This is a genomic window from Enterobacter sp. SLBN-59 (genome assembly GCF_024807915.1).
GTDB classification, from domain to species: domain Bacteria; phylum Pseudomonadota; class Gammaproteobacteria; order Enterobacterales; family Enterobacteriaceae; genus Enterobacter; species Enterobacter asburiae_B.
In genome coordinates, this window is the sequence record NZ_JANUFI010000001.1 from 1,382,293 (window position 1) to 1,396,930 (window position 14,638).

The 14,638-nt window shown below is 54.5% G+C and carries 14 protein-coding genes and 1 tRNA gene; 10 read left to right on the top strand and 5 right to left on the bottom strand.

Annotated features, from left to right (window positions below):
• The first annotated feature begins 2 nt into the window (after positions 1-2).
• From M2422_RS06620 to M2422_RS06640, 5 genes are all read left to right on the top strand, one after another.
• Positions 3-1,121 (top strand): MBOAT family O-acyltransferase, encoded by a 1,119-nt coding sequence (locus M2422_RS06620; RefSeq protein ID WP_064672244.1) that lies wholly within the window; start codon positions 3-5, stop codon positions 1,119-1,121.
• Positions 1,118-2,551 carry an AMP-binding protein gene (locus M2422_RS06625; RefSeq protein ID WP_064672243.1) on the top strand — a complete coding sequence of 478 codons (1,434 nt, stop codon included), beginning with the start codon at positions 1,118-1,120 and terminating at the stop codon, positions 2,549-2,551. Before M2422_RS06620 ends, M2422_RS06625 begins: the two co-directional genes overlap by 4 nt.
• A 17-nt stretch (positions 2,552-2,568) precedes the next feature.
• On the top strand, positions 2,569-2,787 hold the full coding sequence (locus M2422_RS06630; protein ID WP_008499867.1) for an acyl carrier protein: 219 nt from the start codon (positions 2,569-2,571) through the stop codon (positions 2,785-2,787).
• Positions 2,788-2,945: 158 nt separating this feature from the next.
• Positions 2,946-3,974, top strand: coding sequence for a diguanylate cyclase domain-containing protein (locus M2422_RS06635; protein WP_064672242.1), 1,029 nt, complete (start codon positions 2,946-2,948; stop codon positions 3,972-3,974).
• Between the two features lie 178 nt (positions 3,975-4,152).
• Positions 4,153-4,989, top strand: coding sequence for an alpha/beta fold hydrolase (locus tag M2422_RS06640; protein ID WP_054830320.1), 837 nt, complete (start codon positions 4,153-4,155; stop codon positions 4,987-4,989).
• A 124-nt stretch (positions 4,990-5,113) separates the two neighbouring features.
• Here M2422_RS06640 and M2422_RS06645 read toward each other — a convergent pair whose 3' ends face one another.
• On the bottom strand, positions 5,114-5,371 hold the full coding sequence (locus M2422_RS06645) for a YjhX family toxin (RefSeq protein WP_021240841.1): 258 nt from the start codon (positions 5,369-5,371) through the stop codon (positions 5,114-5,116).
• Positions 5,372-5,684: 313 nt separating this feature from the next.
• Between M2422_RS06645 and M2422_RS06650 the strand changes: the two genes are divergently transcribed.
• Entirely contained in the window at positions 5,685-6,089 is a 405-nt protein-coding gene (locus M2422_RS06650; protein ID WP_033146518.1) for a GNAT family N-acetyltransferase, read from the top strand.
• 64 nt (positions 6,090-6,153) lie between these two features.
• Here M2422_RS06650 and M2422_RS06655 read toward each other — a convergent pair.
• Together M2422_RS06655 and M2422_RS06660 are read right to left on the bottom strand one after the other, a co-directional pair.
• Positions 6,154-6,241 (bottom strand) — tRNA-Ser (locus tag M2422_RS06655).
• A 130-nt stretch (positions 6,242-6,371) separates the two neighbouring features.
• A complete protein-coding gene (locus tag M2422_RS06660) occupies positions 6,372-8,000 on the bottom strand; it encodes an ABC transporter substrate-binding protein (protein WP_064672241.1) in 1,629 nt (542 codons plus the stop codon).
• Between the two features lie 269 nt (positions 8,001-8,269).
• Between M2422_RS06660 and yccA the strand changes: the two genes are divergently transcribed.
• A complete protein-coding gene (gene yccA / locus M2422_RS06665) occupies positions 8,270-8,929 on the top strand; it encodes an FtsH protease modulator YccA (RefSeq protein ID WP_023335168.1) in 660 nt (219 codons plus the stop codon).
• Between the two features lie 54 nt (positions 8,930-8,983).
• On the opposite strand, the gene M2422_RS06670 is transcribed toward yccA, so the two are convergent.
• Together M2422_RS06670 and M2422_RS06675 are read right to left on the bottom strand one after the other, a co-directional pair.
• Positions 8,984-9,460, bottom strand: a complete 477-nt coding sequence (locus M2422_RS06670) for a hypothetical protein (RefSeq protein WP_039261633.1) — start codon at positions 9,458-9,460, stop codon at positions 8,984-8,986.
• Positions 9,457-10,212: a winged helix-turn-helix domain-containing protein gene (locus M2422_RS06675; protein WP_033145134.1), complete on the bottom strand. Its 756-nt coding sequence runs from the start codon at positions 10,210-10,212 to the stop codon at positions 9,457-9,459. The genes M2422_RS06670 and M2422_RS06675 overlap by 4 nt, the downstream gene beginning before the upstream one ends.
• A gap of 309 nt (positions 10,213-10,521) precedes the next feature.
• Between M2422_RS06675 and M2422_RS06680 the strand changes: the two genes are divergently transcribed.
• The 3 genes from M2422_RS06680 (at position 10,522) to M2422_RS06690 (ending at position 14,637) form a co-directional block, all read left to right on the top strand.
• On the top strand, positions 10,522-11,265 hold the full coding sequence (locus M2422_RS06680; RefSeq protein WP_045142968.1) for a fimbrial protein: 744 nt from the start codon (positions 10,522-10,524) through the stop codon (positions 11,263-11,265).
• Positions 11,266-11,340: 75 nt separating this feature from the next.
• Entirely contained in the window at positions 11,341-11,847 is a 507-nt protein-coding gene (locus M2422_RS06685; RefSeq protein ID WP_021240847.1) for a CS1 type fimbrial major subunit, read from the top strand.
• A 72-nt stretch (positions 11,848-11,919) separates the two neighbouring features.
• Positions 11,920-14,637 carry a TcfC E-set like domain-containing protein gene (locus M2422_RS06690; RefSeq protein WP_064672240.1) on the top strand — a complete coding sequence of 906 codons (2,718 nt, stop codon included), beginning with the start codon at positions 11,920-11,922 and terminating at the stop codon, positions 14,635-14,637.
• Position 14,638: the final 1 nt, after the last annotated feature.

Below are 14,638 nucleotides of genomic sequence, written 5' to 3' on the forward strand. Positions count from 1 at the left end.
TGATGTACAGCTCAGGAATGTTTTTTGTTTATTTGTTTTCATCCGCGCTGGCGTTTGCGCTGGTTAATCGCGTATTACGCCATCGTCTGACCTGGTTATCTGCGCTGTCGGTGCTGACGGCGCTGGGATGGGGATATATATTTCAGGGGGATTATATTGTCCCCGTCGCCGTTTTTTTCAGCTTTTATGTTTTTGCCACGCTAAAAGAGAAGGGATGGTTAAAAACGTGGCAGGCGGTCATTCTGACATTATTGCCGCTGCTGCTGGTGAAATTACATTTAAATAACCACTGGGGCATGATCGGCCTCTCGTTTATGACGTTCCGCGCGCTGGACGTGCTGCTCTATCGCAGTAAAAAAGAAGGTCAGAATTTCCTGCACTATTTCTGTTATCTGTTTATGCCCTTTATTATCCTGGCCGGCCCAATGTACCGCTGGCGGACGTGGATGAGTGACGTCAGCAAGCCCGTATTTGCCCTTAACCGCGAACAGTTTTTAGTCGCGCTGGAGCAAATCATTACCGGCATTGTCCAGAAGTTCCTGTTTGCCATGCTGATTGATTCGCTTGTCGTGCAGCCCTGGAGCCATAAGCCGTTTACGCTGACCGTGGGCGTGGTGATGTCGATTGCCTACAGCACCTACCTGTACTTTGATTTTGCGGGCTACAGCAATATGGCCATCGGCGCGGGCCGCCTGTTTGGGCTCAGCATTCCGGCAAACTTTAACATGCCGCTTCTGGCAAAGAACCCGCAGGATTTCTGGCGCCGCTTCCACATCAGCCTGTCTGAATGGCTGCGCGATGTGGTCTTTATGCCCATTTATATGAATCTGATGAAATTCAACTTTTTCCGTCAGAACAAAACGCTGGCGCAAAATATCGGTATTTTTTGCACCTTATTCTGCATGGGGGCATGGAATGGACTGGAACGCCATTACGTCATCAGCGGCGCGCTGTTTGGCGCGATTTCCGTCGCTCACAATATGCTGCTGTGGTCAGCCAAACGCAGCCCGGCATTGCACCGCGGCCTGCAGTATCCGGCCGTTGCGTTTTTAGGGCGAATTCTGACGCTGGGAAGCGCCGCGGGATCCCTTTACATCTTTAGTGGAATGTCACCTCTATGAAAAATCACTCCGATCTTCAGGAACTGCAGGATTTCTTACGTGCGGCATTGTGCGATCCCGCCTCCCCGCAGCAGCTGGCCATCAGCGGCAGCGACGAAGCCTTAAGCTGGCTACAGCTTTCTGCTGCCGTGACGGACTGGGCGCAGCGCTATCAGCGCTGCCAGCCTGCTGCCGGTACGCCGGTCGTATTGTACGGTCACCAGCAGGCCGAGTTCGCCGTGGCGATTTATAGCTGCCTGCTGCACAACATTCCGTACATCCCGGTGGACTGCATTTACCCGCAGGAGCGCCTCCGGGAGATCTGCCATCTGGCCAGCGCCCCTTACTATTACGACGTCGCGACCCGGCAGTTCATCGCCACCGGGGAACCGGGCAAGGTACTGGAGGAGCAGGATCTGGCCTACATCATGTTTACTTCAGGCAGCACCGGTAAACCTAAAGGCGTGCAGATTGGGCGTGAAAGCGTATGGCACTTCATGAAATGGGTCAGCCAGGACTTTTCACTGCCGGAAAAACCGGTCCTGATGAACCACGCGGTATTCAGCTTTGACCTCTCCCTGATCCCTTTGCTGGCGAATCTGGCGATGGGCGGACACATCGTGCTGAACGCCAAAGAGGACATTCAGAAAGAGAACTGGCTGGAGCGACTGAAAAGCAACGCGGTCTCCGCCTGGGTTTCGACCCCCTCTTTTGCTTACCAGCAGCTGCTCTCCCCGCAGTTCAACAGCGAGTATTTGCCCGCGCTCAACGTCTTTATCTTCATTGGTGAAGTGCTCAATAAAGCGCTGGTTAAACAGCTTCGCCGCCGCTTCCCGCAGGCCAAAATCATTAACTCGTATGGCCCTACGGAAGCGACGATTGCGACGACCGTGGTTGAAATCACGGATGCGATCCTGAACAGCGACAGCGCCGTGCTGCCGGTGGGCGTCATGATGCCTGAGAGCAAAATGGAAATTTCCGCCGACGGCGAGCTGATTATCTGGGGTAAAAACGTCATGCGCGGCTATCTCGGCCTGCCGCAGGAGAACGCGGCGAAATTACTCCGTCGGGAAGATGAAGCGTTTCGCGGCTACCGGACCGGCGATCTGGGCTATGAGGCGGGGCTGATCTACTGTCAGGGCCGCAACGACAGCCAGGTCAAACTGAACGGCTACCGTATTGAAATCAACGAGATCGAGAACCGCCTGCTGGCCATGTCCGGCATCAACGAAGCGGTGGTCCTGCCGCTGATGAAATCCTGCGGCAGCGTACTGCGCATTGCCGCGTTCTGCGTGACGGATATGGCGCCGGACACCATCAAAACATCGCTTTCGAAGGTCGTTCCGCACTATATGGTGCCTTCACAAATTATCGTAAAAGACGCTTTGCCGCTGAATCCTAACGGCAAAATTGACCGCAAGCTGCTGGACGCTTACGCCCGCACAAATTAATGACTCCAGGAAAAATTATGGAACAAGAAATTCTCGCCCTGTTCGAAAAAGTGTTATCCCGCAAGGTGGGCTTTCACGATGAACTGATTGAATCCGACATTCTCGACTCCATCCTGGCGGTCGATATGGTGCTGGAAGTGCAGGACGTTTACGGCTGCATGATCCCGCCAACTGACGTGGCGACGGTGCTAAAAACTCCGGCGGACCTGGCCCGCTATATTGAAGAAAACCGCTAACCCGGAAGGCTCTGGAGGCATGCTCCAGAGCCTGTTTTATTGCTGCTGCCCAAATTACCTGCAAGCCCCCTACCGCTGCCTAGCCACACTCCCGATACAAAAAGTTATCTAAAGCGCCATAATTGATAGGTACCTAACTCTTTTGTCAGGAATTCAGTATGCCGCCACGTACCGCCAGCGATCTTTATTCAGAAATGAAAAATATGTCCGTTGAAGAGCGGATCCGCTTCTTCTCCCTTTCGCTGGCGGAAATGCACCGCGAGCTGCAGGAGAGCATTAGCCAGATAGAGTCGATGAAGCAGGCGCTGGAAGAGAGTGAAGAGTACCACCGTCAGCTGGTTGAAACCGCGCAGGATGCGGTGATTGCCATCGATCATGCCGGTAACGTTGTGAACTGGAACCAGGCGGCAGAGCGAATGTTCGGCTGGTCAGCGGAAGAAGCGACAGGCAACAGCCTTGGCAAGATGATCGTACCAGAAGCGTTTCGCGAGCAGCACGCACGCGGCCTGATGCGCTTCCAGGCCGGGCAACCGTCGAATATTCTCAACCGCACTATCGAGATCGCTGCGCTGCATCGCACCAAAGGCGAGTTCCCTATTGAGCTCTCGATATGGCCGCATCAGCAAGCGGGTAAGCAAATATTTTCAGCCTTTATTCGCGATATTACCGATCGCAAACAGCGTGAACATATCGCGTGGCTGCATGCAAACTTTGATGCCCTGACGGGTTTACCGAACCGGAGATTACTGGTTAACCGTCTGGAGCTGGCGATCGCCCAGGCTATCGCCCACGATAAAGAATTGGCGCTGCTGTTTATCGACCTCGACCGGTTTAAACCGGTGAACGATCTCCATGGTCATGCCGTCGGCGACGAGCTGCTGCGGCTGGTGGCATTTCGTCTGCAAAGCGTACTGCGCGAAGGTGACACGGTGGCCCGCCTCGGCGGCGATGAGTTTGTCGCCCTGCTCCCCGATTTAACCCCCGCCGATCCCTTACCCACACAAACGGCGGAAAAGGTCAGCGCCGCGCTGGCACAATCTTTTTTGATTAACGAACAGGTGATTACCATCTCCGGCAGTATTGGCATTGCCCGCTTTCCTCATGACGCGGGTGATGCCGATACGTTGCTCAATAGCGCAGACAAGGCGATGTATACCCGCAAGCGGGTAACGCCGGGAGAACGATGATAGGGCTGGCAATGGATGCCTTTAACAGCAATGAAACCAACCGCTTTTACTATTTCTCCTACACTTTAGGAGTACTGTCGGTACGGGAAACAGAAAAAAGCCAACTTAATTAAGGCATTAATGATTCGCTGTGCGCTCAGCCGGGGATCGTTTTGCCTTTAACAGAGGAGTCTGCGGTATGGCATTCGTAACAACGAAAGACGGCGTCAATATTTACTACAAAGACTGGGGCCCAAAAGAGGCTCAACCCATTGTTTTCCACCACGGCTGGCCGCTGAGTGCCGATGACTGGGATAACCAGATGCTCTTCTTCCTCGCTGAAGGCTATCGCGTTATCGCTATCGATCGTCGCGGTCACGGGCGTTCGGACCAGGTGAGTGAAGGCCACGATATGGATCATTACGCGGCCGACGCGTCGGCCGTGGTTGAAAGCCTGGACTTGCGCAACGCCGTGCACGTCGGTCACTCCACCGGCGGCGGACAGGTCGCCCGCTATGTTGCGCAGTATGGGCAACCGCAGGGGCGCGTCGCCAAAGCGGTGCTCGTCAGCGCCGTCCCGCCGCTGATGGTCAAAACGGACGGTAACCCCGGCGGTACGCCCATCGAGGTTTTCGACGGCTTCCGCAAAGCGCTGGCGGCTAACCGCGCCCAGTTTTACCTCGACGTCGCCAGCGGCCCTTTCTACGGCTTTAATCGGGATGGCGCGGACGTTTCACAGGGCACGATTCAAAACTGGTGGCGTCAGGGAATGATCGGCAGCGCTAAGGCCCACTACGAGGGGATTAAGGCGTTTTCAGAGACCGACCAGACGGAGGATCTAAAAACCATCACGGTTCCCGTTCTGGTGTTGCAGGGCGACGACGATCAGGTCGTGCCGTATAAGAATGCAGCCCTGCTGCAGGACAAGCTGCTGGCGAACAGCGTACTGAAAATTTATCCGGGCTTCCCGCACGGGATGCATACCACGCACGCGGATACCATCAACGCGGACATTCTGGCCTTTATCCGCTCTTAAACGTCGCCTTTATTGCCGGGTGGCGCTGCGCTTACCCGGCCTACATTCCTGCATCCGCAACGATATCGCTAAATTGCCAGTTCAATGCATGAACGCCACCCGCGGGTGGCGTTGTTTATTCCGCTTAGCGATTATCCAGCTGGGCGCGAACGTTGTTCAGCCCGGTAGTGTTGATGCGGTAAGGCTGCCCGTTCACGGAACGGATCAGCTTTTTGGTGCGGAGTTTTTTAAAGACGCTAAGCGTGCAGTCGCTCAGCACCAGCCCTTCACGGGTGTAGCACTCTACGGAAGTGACGCGGCCAGAGCTGTCGCGGACGTGCACAATACGTCCACCTTTGGCGAGAACGTGTAAGGTGCGTTGTTCCTGACGGGATAAATTCATACTGGAAAACCTGTGTAATCATCATGCGTAAAAACGAGCCCACACCCGCAGGTGCGCGCATAAGGTTTAAGCGCAGCGATAACCAGTCCGTCCTGAAAAGGGCGGGAAACTGATTATCTGATGAAAACATTCTCCAGCATCAAAGCCTCGGTAAGAGATAGCAATATATTTACGGGATGAATGATAACGCCTGTTTTTTACAGGGAAATAGCAGAGTCTTAAAAGTGTGAGGCGGATCGATCCTAAAAATCGTGTTTAGTCAGTTTTACTGCCAGACTGGGATCCCCTGATGGACACTGACTGGAGCTTTTTTATGCCTGATAACTATACCGTTGTTGAGACCGTCCCCACTGCAGAAGCGTTTTGTCGGCTGCGCGAAATCTCGGGCCTCAGCCCTCGTCCTCTGGAGGCAGCCCGGAAAGCACTGCCTGGCAGCTGTTACGGCATGCATATTCTTTATGAGGGTAAACCAGTGGGTATGGGGCGAATCGTGGGGGACGGTGCGTTGAATTTCGATATTGTCGATGTCGCCGTTGATCCCCTTTATCAGGGGAAAGGGCTTGGCAGAGTCATTATGGAAACGCTTGTAGCCTGGCTGGATACCCATGCCTGTAAAGGGGCCTACGTTTGTTTAATGGCGGATGTGCCTGAGCTTTATGCAAAATTTGGTTTTACGCTCGTTCGCCCGGAAAGCGAAGGAATGGCCAGAATCTGGTGACAGACAAACTCGCGTTAAGGCAAAAGAAAAACCCCAGGTTAACGAGTAACCTGGGGTTTATATCTGGCGGAAGCGCAGAGATTCGAACTCTGGAACCCTTTCGGGTCGCCGGTTTTCAAGACCGGTGCCTTCAACCGCTCGGCCACACTTCCTAAGTGAGGCGAACTATAAACACCTCACCGCGAGCTGTAAAGAGTGGCTGCACTCGTTCGCTGTAAAAATAGTCAAAACGTGTTTAATCGGTTGAACTGACGACACATCGACGATTTTATCAGCACAGGCCTAGTGTTTTTTGATGTACATGTCTTTCGTGAAATAGTACCCCAGCTTATCCGGCGTAAATCCGCCTACCCACGGTTTCACCAGGTGCGTGCGGACGTAGTGATAAACCGGAATGGCCGGCACATCACGCCCCAGCAGATCTTCCGCCTGCTGGTAGAACTTACCCCGCTCTTCCGCTGATTTGGCTTTTGCGGCATCGAGCAGCGCGCGATCGTAGTCCGGATTGCTGTACTGGCTGGTGTTTTCGCTGTCGCCCGTGCGGAAGTTATTCAGGAAGGTCGCCGCATCGTCGTAATCGGCAATCCACGCGTACCGCACCGCGTCAAAGTTGTGGGTGTGCATGGTATCCAGCATGGTTTTCCACTCCTGGTTTTGCAGCTTTGCCTCCACGCCAAGGTTTTTCTTCCACATGGAGCTGGCCGCAATCGCGATGCGCTGGTGCGATTCAGAGGTGTTGTAGAGCAGGTTGAAGCTCAGAGGATGGCTGGCGTTATATCCGGCCTCGTTCAGCAGCTTTTTCGCCTCCGCGATGCGCTTGTCCAGCGGCCAGCTGGCGTAATCCGGGTTCTGTAACTTCACGCCGCCAATATCCGGCTGGCTGATGAGCCACGCCGGTCGCTGCCCCTGCCCTAATACTTTTCCGGCAATGATGTCTTTATCCAGCGCCATGTTGAGCGCCTTACGCACGCGCGCGTCGTTGAACGGCGGCCGGGTGGTATTGAATTCGTAGTAATAGGTCGCCAGCTGAGGTGAAACGTCCAGCTCGCTGCCCAGGGTCTTCTTGAGCTGGGCAAACTGGTTAATCGGCACCGTGTACACGATGTCAATTTCGCCCGCCTTATAGCGGTTCACATCCGAGGCTTCGGACGTGATGGGCAGGTAGGTGACTTTGTTAATCACGGTATGTGCGTTATCCCAGTAGCGCGGGTTGCGCTCCGCCACGATGCGTTCGTTGACCACCCACTGCGACAGCTTATACGCCCCGCTGCTGACGAAATGCTCCGGTTTGGTCCACTTATCGCCGAAGCGGCCAATCAGCACTTTATCCACCGGCACCAGCGACGGGTGCGCCAGCATCGCGAGGAAGGCCGCGTTTGGCTGCGTGAGCGTCACTTCCAGCGTAGTGTCGTTAATCGCTTTTACGCCCAGCGTATCGGGCGCTTTTTTTCCCTGAGCAATATCGGCCGCGTTGACGATATGCATGTTGCCCGGATAGCTGGCATACGGCGAAGCCGTTTTCGGATCGATCAGGCGCTGCCAGCTCCAGACCACATCCTCAGCGGTAATCGCCGTGCCGTCACTCCAGGTGATGCCCGGACGCAAATGGAACGTCCAGACGGTGTTGTCCTTGTTCTCCCATTTTTCCGCCAGTCGCGGTTGGACTTCTCCTGCCGGGGAGACGCTTACCAGCCCTTCGAATAAATCACTGATAATATTGAATTCGACATCGCTTTCGACTTTATGCGGGTCGAGCGAAGCCGGTTCACTGCCGTTGTTTCTGACCAGTTCCTGTTTGTCGGCCAGCGCGGTTCCTGCCGGCACGTTAGCCGCCCAGGCTGCCGTGCTGGCGCACAGGATCCCTGCGGTTAACAAAGAGAGCGTAAAGTGAGTGCGTGTTTGTGGTTTCATTTCCTTCGCCTTATAGTCTGTTTTATGACGATCCGGAAATAACTCTTAGCGTTCGAATGGTAATAACGCAATATTTTTCAGTAACCTATAAGAGCTTGATCTGGTAAATTGTCGCAAACCGCTGTTCATACTGGCGAAACGGATTTCTGCAGAAGAAATAACCGCCTCCAGCGCTAACGTGCTGAGTAAAGATGGGTAAAACCACTTTGAGACTGGCGTGCCGTTTCCTATTCTTTCCACTAATTACATCTGTCATAAGAGAGTGACTCATGGATCGTATAATTACTTCTTCACGCGACCGCACATCGCTACTCAGCACCCATAAGGTGCTGCGCAATACCTATTTCATGCTCAGCCTGACGCTGGCTTTCTCAGCGATCACCGCCACCGCCAGCACCGTGCTGATGCTGCCGTCTCCGGGGCTGATCCTGACGCTGGTGGGTATGTATGGTTTGATGTTCCTGACCTACAAAACCGCTGACAAGCCCGTCGGCATCCTGTCCGCGTTTGCTTTCACCGGCTTCCTGGGCTACATCCTGGGGCCGATGCTGAATGCGTATCTGTCTGCCGGTATGGGTGACCTTATCGGCATGGCGCTGGGCGGCACCGCGCTGGTGTTCTTCTGCTGCTCGGCCTACGTGCTGACCACGCGTAAGGACATGTCCTTCCTCGGCGGTATGCTGATGGCGGGTGTTGTGGTAGTGCTGGTGGGCATGGTGGCAAACATCTTCCTGCAGCTGCCTGCCCTGCATCTGGCAATCAGCGCCGTGTTTATTCTGATTTCTTCAGGCGCGATCCTGTTTGAAACCAGCAACATCATTCGCGGCGGCGAAACGAACTATATCCGCGCCACCGTGAGCCTGTATGTGTCGCTGTACAACATCTTCGTCAGCCTGCTGAGCATCCTGGGCTTCGCCAGCCGGGATTAAGCACAACAGATACGAAAAAGGAGAATGCCTGTGGCATTCTCCTTTTTTTATGCCCTACTCACCCCGGCAAATATAGGTGGGATAGCGCCGGTCCTGAATCAGCCACACGGAAGGCGAGAGTTCAGAGATCGTCAGGTAGTAGCGTGCGGTCGGATTGGCGAAGCTACCCCACTGAGCATCAGGCGTATTGTCATTGTGCCGACGCCAGGTTTTGGTGTAGCTCAATACGATAACGTTATCATCGTCCCGCTGCTGCCAGGTAAAATCCACATCCCTGTCAACGATCAAACATTGCCCGCCAGCCCTTGCCGCGCCTTTATAGGTGGTCAACCCGGTACCGTCCCGATGAAAATAGAACTGGGCAACGGTATTGACCTTCACTTCACTGGCTTTTCCCTCATTGCGCGTGAAATTAAATTCAGTGCTGCAGGCCAGCACATCCTTTTTACCCACGCTGCCGGAAAAGTAAAAAAATGCCAGCGAACAACCAACCAGGACACCGCCCACGCCAAAAAGAAGTTTTATTTTCATTTTTGTGCCCCGCTTTTATAACGTATGGTTTTACACAGGCTGGTTTTGCTGACCGGGCAGGCACCAATAAACACCTCATCTGCAGCGGAAATAGTAAAACGGGCGCTGAAATAATAAATGTCGTACTCCTCCCGTCCGCACGCCACGTTATTAGCCTCCAGCCGCTCCGCTAATTTCGATAGCACCAGCGGTCGTCCGTGATCGTTGATAATCCAGATGCTGCAACGCGCGATTTTTTCCTTAACCGGCTTGAGTTTCGCCGGAATGAAAATCCCCTGCTGTCGGCTGAAGTAGAGGCTCGTCCCCAGCGCAGCGACGATCAATACGGCCACAATCGCCCATTTTTTCATGGAGGCGCGTTGAGGCTTTACTTCTTGCGGTGCGACCGAGGGCTGCGGATCGACGGATGGAATATTCTCCCCGGGCTGAAAAATCACCTCAGCATCAAAGCGAAATCCGTAACGGGGTACGGTCACAATAAATTCGTGCCCCTCTCCCAGAGACTGGAAGCTTTTACGTAATTCGCTTACCGCTTTATTGAGATTATTTCCCGATGGCGTAAAGCCAAATTCCTCCCAAACGCGAGTGATCAATTCCTCCCGACTAAGGTCGTGCCCTTTGTGTTTTATAAATTCCTGCAAAAGCCGCACGGCTGGCGCCGAAAGCGTTAATACAGATTCTGGTTGTCCAACAAGACTTATTGCGTGTGCTTCAGGATCGAATAACAACGAATTATTGCATATAAAAAACATCTTTTATTCTCGGCTGTTACCGCATGCTTTTTTAATCCCTGGTACATCGACATGAAAACCGCCTCCTGACCTGCTTATTTTTTCATCAGAAGGAATTTTCTTCCTATCCCTGGTCGCGGTATTTTCGCTTAACTATACAACCTTAAAGACAGAAAAGCAGGATAAAAACCTGTATTTAACGAGTTAATTAATACAAATTTTCACAAACCGCTGTTCTGGTTAAAGTTTCCCTGCCCTGAAGCAATACGAAAGCAGACGGTGTCCTGGTGTTAACGCGCCGCCGATGAACTCAGAGCAGGCAGACTGAATGTGAAACAGAAAAATAGAGTGAACATGACAACCGCCTTTTATGTCGCCGCGCTGTCATTGCCATTTTTCTCAGAAATGGCAATGGCCAATATGAGCGTGTACCCCATGGAACTGAATGTGGACAGGTCCGGTGCGGCGCAAATTAAGGTAGCGTCGAAAACGGATGATATTCAGTTCATTCGGGTGAGGCAAAAGAAAATTCTTAATCCCGGCACGGCCCAGGAAAAAGAGATTGATGTGGCCTCGTGGAAAGAAGGCGGCGTTGTTGTCACGCCCGAAAAATTTGCCCTCGCGGCAGGCGCAATGCGCGTCGTTCGTCTGGTATCGCTTACGCCACCGGAAAAAGAGACCACCTGGCGCGTCTATTTTGAAGGGGTAAAGCAGCCTGACAGCATTATTCCCGGCAAGGCAGAAAGCCCGGCTGCGACGGCGACATTGGGCGTCAATGTGATCTGGGGCGCCCTGATCCACCTCGCCCCGGAAAAAAGTGTGGTTTCACTCTCGATAGATCCTCGCAGGGGCACGTTAAAAAACAACGGTACGCTGCGCGTGCCGCTGAGAGAGATCGGTATTTGTGACGCAGATTCGTCGTGTAAATGGGTTAAAGAAGACGCGACGATTTATCCGGATACCGAACGGAAATTAAAAACGCTCACAAATACACAAGGCCAGAAATATAAATTCCGCTACTTCAACTGGGTGAATAAAACCGCTGAAGAAGCTGATTTACCCGTCGTGCAATAACACGACGTTACCGTAAAGACCCCAAAGGGTTTGTTTAAAGAGCCAGGGTGCTCATTTGTAAATATGGAGATATCAATGCGTAAGTACTTTAAACCTCTGATGATTGTTGCCGCGATGACCACGTCCGTTAGCGCGCTGGCGATCCAAAAAGATATTACCGTCAACGCCAGCGTTGATTCACAGCTGGACATGACCCAGGCCGATAACACGCCGCTGCCGGCAAGCATCGATATGCAGTATCTGCCTGGCCGCGGTCTGGAAAGCTATCGCCTGAATACCAAGGTGTGGTCTAACTCCGCCACCAGCAACGTGAAAGTCCGTCTGGTAAGCGCCGCGAAGCTGGCAAATGCCGACGGTGCTGAGACCATCCCAATGACGGTGAAGCTGGGCGACAAAACCCTCTCTACCGCCGATGTGGAATATACCGGTACCGAACTGTTCCCGGGAAGCATTGAAAACGGTTCAGCGGTACTGCCGCTGACCATTTCTCAGACCACCAAAGGCATTCTGAAAACTGGTCAGTACAGCGGCGTTGTCAGCCTGATGCTGACGCAGGCGACTACCACGGAAGGCGGTGCGTAACACCACAGCACCTAAGGAATAACGTCAGAGGGTGCCCACCCTCTGACGTCAGGATGATGTCGAGGCTCGTTCATGGCGTTTCACAGAAATACTCTCCTCTTTGTTGCTTTGTTACCCGCATCCATCCAACTCGCCTGCGCCGGGATGGCCGTCCCGGCAGGTTTTGAAGATCTGGCTAAAACGCAGCGCCTGTGGACAGAGGTCAACCTCTACGGCGAGTCGCTTGGACTTTTTGAAACGGATATCACGCTTGAAACGGTCAGTTTTGTCGCACCTGAAACCGTGGTTGCGGCCATCAAACGTCGGTTTAACGACGACCCTGCTCTCGTTGGCACCGTGTCTGCCGCGCTGGCCGTTCCGCTTGCCCGTAACGGCAACCAGGCCTGCAGCAGCAACGGGTCCGCAGCGGGCTGCGATTACATTGATACCGACCGCGCGGCCATTATCTATGACGAGAATAACGCCCGTATTAGCCTGTTTTTGGACAAGAAATTTCTGCCTAAAGCCACCGCGGAAAATCAGTGGTATCAGCCCACGCAGGACACCGAAAATGCGCTGATCCATCAGCAGAATATTAATTTTGTTGCCGACAGGGATTATCAGTCAGCCACCGTGCAGGGCAACGGCGCGCTGGCGCTCACGCAGGACGGCTATGTTAATCTCGACTGGACCTGGCTGGGACAGCGTTCAAGGCACCAGCAGCAGCAGGAAATCACCGTCAACAACGCCTGGTTCCGCCAGGATATCCTGCGTCAGTACTATGTCCAGCTGGGCGAGATGGATACCCGCGATCTGTTCAGTAATGCCGGCGGAAATATCAACCTCAGCCAACTGCCGCTGGGCAAAATTCGCGGTCTGCGCACGGGTTCAACACGGGCGTGGATGAATCCGGTTCAGCAGTCAAAGGGAACGCCTGTCACCGTACTGCTTTCCCATGACGCGCGTATCGACGCCCGCCGTGGCAATCAGCTGCTGGCCAGCTTTTACCTGAATGCCGGGGCGCAAACCCTCGACACGCGCTCGTTTCCGGACGGGAGCTACACCGTCACGCTGTCGGTCTATGAAAATAACCGGCTGACGCGTACCGAGCAGGTGCCGTTTACCCGAACCGGCATTACGCCATTTGACCGCGTCGAGTGGTTCCTGCAGGCGGGTGAAACCGACAATAGCGATCGGAACGAAGAACGCAGCGCGGTTGCGCAGGCGGGTGTGCGCCTGCCCGTCACCCCGACCCTGGCGCTGACCAGCGGAGCAACGATAAAGAAAAACCAGCGTTTCCTGGAAAATGCGCTCGACTGGAGCCGGGGCTTCAACGCGGGCCCGATCGACGGCGTGCTGAGTACCCGGTTTAGCTACCTTTACGGCAGCGAAGGCCAGCGCGGCAATATTCAGCAAATCAGCTACAACGACGGTTTTTCACTGAGCCTCTATCGCAACGCGCTATCAGCGGAAAACTGCAACACCCGAAGCGCGGGGTTTGACGCCGTGAACGGCTGTTATCGCACCCTCTCGGTGATGTTTTCCGTCCCTGTCGGCGCCTGGTATGCGAGCCTCGGATATTCGGATAACCGCAACGAAGGACGGTACGTTTCACGTCGGGAGCTCCCGGACAGCGACGATCGCCACGATGCGGGTTTGCCGTGGGAATCGGTCTATATGACCCGCTCGCGCTCGCGCGCCTGGCAGGGAGGGCTGAGCAATGCCTTTAGCACCCGAGGCCTGAACATTAACAGCAGCATTAACCTGTTCATGCGTAACGATGACGCCCGCGACGGCAGGGACAAAGGCGGCTACCTGAGCGTGAGCCTGTCCATGGCGCATAACCGTCAGGGTGATGCGTCGAGCTATACCTCTATGGGCGCGACCTGGCAGCACCAGCAGCGTGAAAAAAATCAGCTGAGCTACAACGTGGCGCATAACTGGTACGCCGATGCACGCGGCGAAAACGAGTATGGTCTGAGCGCGTCGGGCATTAACAGCGACTCGCTGAATACCTCAGCCTATACGCGCCAGGGCGGGCGATACGGCAACGGCAGCCTGACCGTCAGCGACGCCTGGGATCGACAGGATCGTCGCCATACGCTGAGCAGCAGCGGCAACTACAGCTCAACCCTTGCGCTGTCGCGTTCTGGCCTGTGGCTGGGCCGCTGGAGCGACGGTCGTCCCGCTTCCGCCGTCGCGGTTAACGTTGCCACACCGGAAGATACCCAGGCTCCGAGCGTTGCCGTGTCGCTGGATAACAGCGGGAGCGCAGACATTCCGGGCAATAGCCGCGCCCTCTTCGCTGTGCCGGGCTACCAGCAGACAACATTGACGATTAACGAATCGCTGGACGTATCCCGGGGGGCCAGCAGTGAGATCACGCAAGGTTCAGGCAGCAGAACGCTGTTTATGGTGCCTGGCAAACTGCTGCGTCGGGATGTGCAAACCACCGCAAGCTACACCTGGCTCGGCCAGTTAATCGACGAGCGTCATTCGCCGTTTATCGGTGGCGTGCCGCTGAACGTTAACGGCTGGAGCGATCTCGGCAACGGCGGATTCAGCGCCCAGAGCGATGCCCTGCTGCATAACCTCTACCTGGTGCGCCAGCAGCAGTTTTATCAGTGCGAACTCAACGTGAAAAGTATGCGCGACGTGGTGCGCTATGTCGGTTCCATTCCTTGCCGGGAGTTAACCTTCTCCGCCCTGCCGGATGCCGTCCAGCAGCAGGCGCAGCTGATGCTCGCCGGACGATCGGTACCTGCCGGTCCAACTGCCATGAACGCCGACAACCTCACTAAAGGGAAATGAT

Coding starts and splice junctions, on each gene's coding strand:
- M2422_RS06620 (WP_064672244.1), top strand. CDS start 3: ATGTACAGCTCAGGAATGTTTTTTGTTTATTTGTTTTCATCCGCGCTG.
- M2422_RS06625 (WP_064672243.1), top strand. CDS start 1,118: ATGAAAAATCACTCCGATCTTCAGGAACTGCAGGATTTCTTACGTGCG.
- M2422_RS06630 (WP_008499867.1), top strand. CDS start 2,569: ATGGAACAAGAAATTCTCGCCCTGTTCGAAAAAGTGTTATCCCGCAAG.
- M2422_RS06635 (WP_064672242.1), top strand. CDS start 2,946: ATGCCGCCACGTACCGCCAGCGATCTTTATTCAGAAATGAAAAATATG.
- M2422_RS06640 (WP_054830320.1), top strand. CDS start 4,153: ATGGCATTCGTAACAACGAAAGACGGCGTCAATATTTACTACAAAGAC.
- M2422_RS06645 (WP_021240841.1), bottom strand. CDS start 5,371: ATGAATTTATCCCGTCAGGAACAACGCACCTTACACGTTCTCGCCAAA.
- M2422_RS06650 (WP_033146518.1), top strand. CDS start 5,685: ATGCCTGATAACTATACCGTTGTTGAGACCGTCCCCACTGCAGAAGCG.
- M2422_RS06660 (WP_064672241.1), bottom strand. CDS start 8,000: ATGAAACCACAAACACGCACTCACTTTACGCTCTCTTTGTTAACCGCA.
- yccA (WP_023335168.1), top strand. CDS start 8,270: ATGGATCGTATAATTACTTCTTCACGCGACCGCACATCGCTACTCAGC.
- M2422_RS06670 (WP_039261633.1), bottom strand. CDS start 9,460: ATGAAAATAAAACTTCTTTTTGGCGTGGGCGGTGTCCTGGTTGGTTGT.
- M2422_RS06675 (WP_033145134.1), bottom strand. CDS start 10,212: ATGTTTTTTATATGCAATAATTCGTTGTTATTCGATCCTGAAGCACAC.
- M2422_RS06685 (WP_021240847.1), top strand. CDS start 11,341: ATGCGTAAGTACTTTAAACCTCTGATGATTGTTGCCGCGATGACCACG.
- M2422_RS06690 (WP_064672240.1), top strand. CDS start 11,920: ATGGCGTTTCACAGAAATACTCTCCTCTTTGTTGCTTTGTTACCCGCA.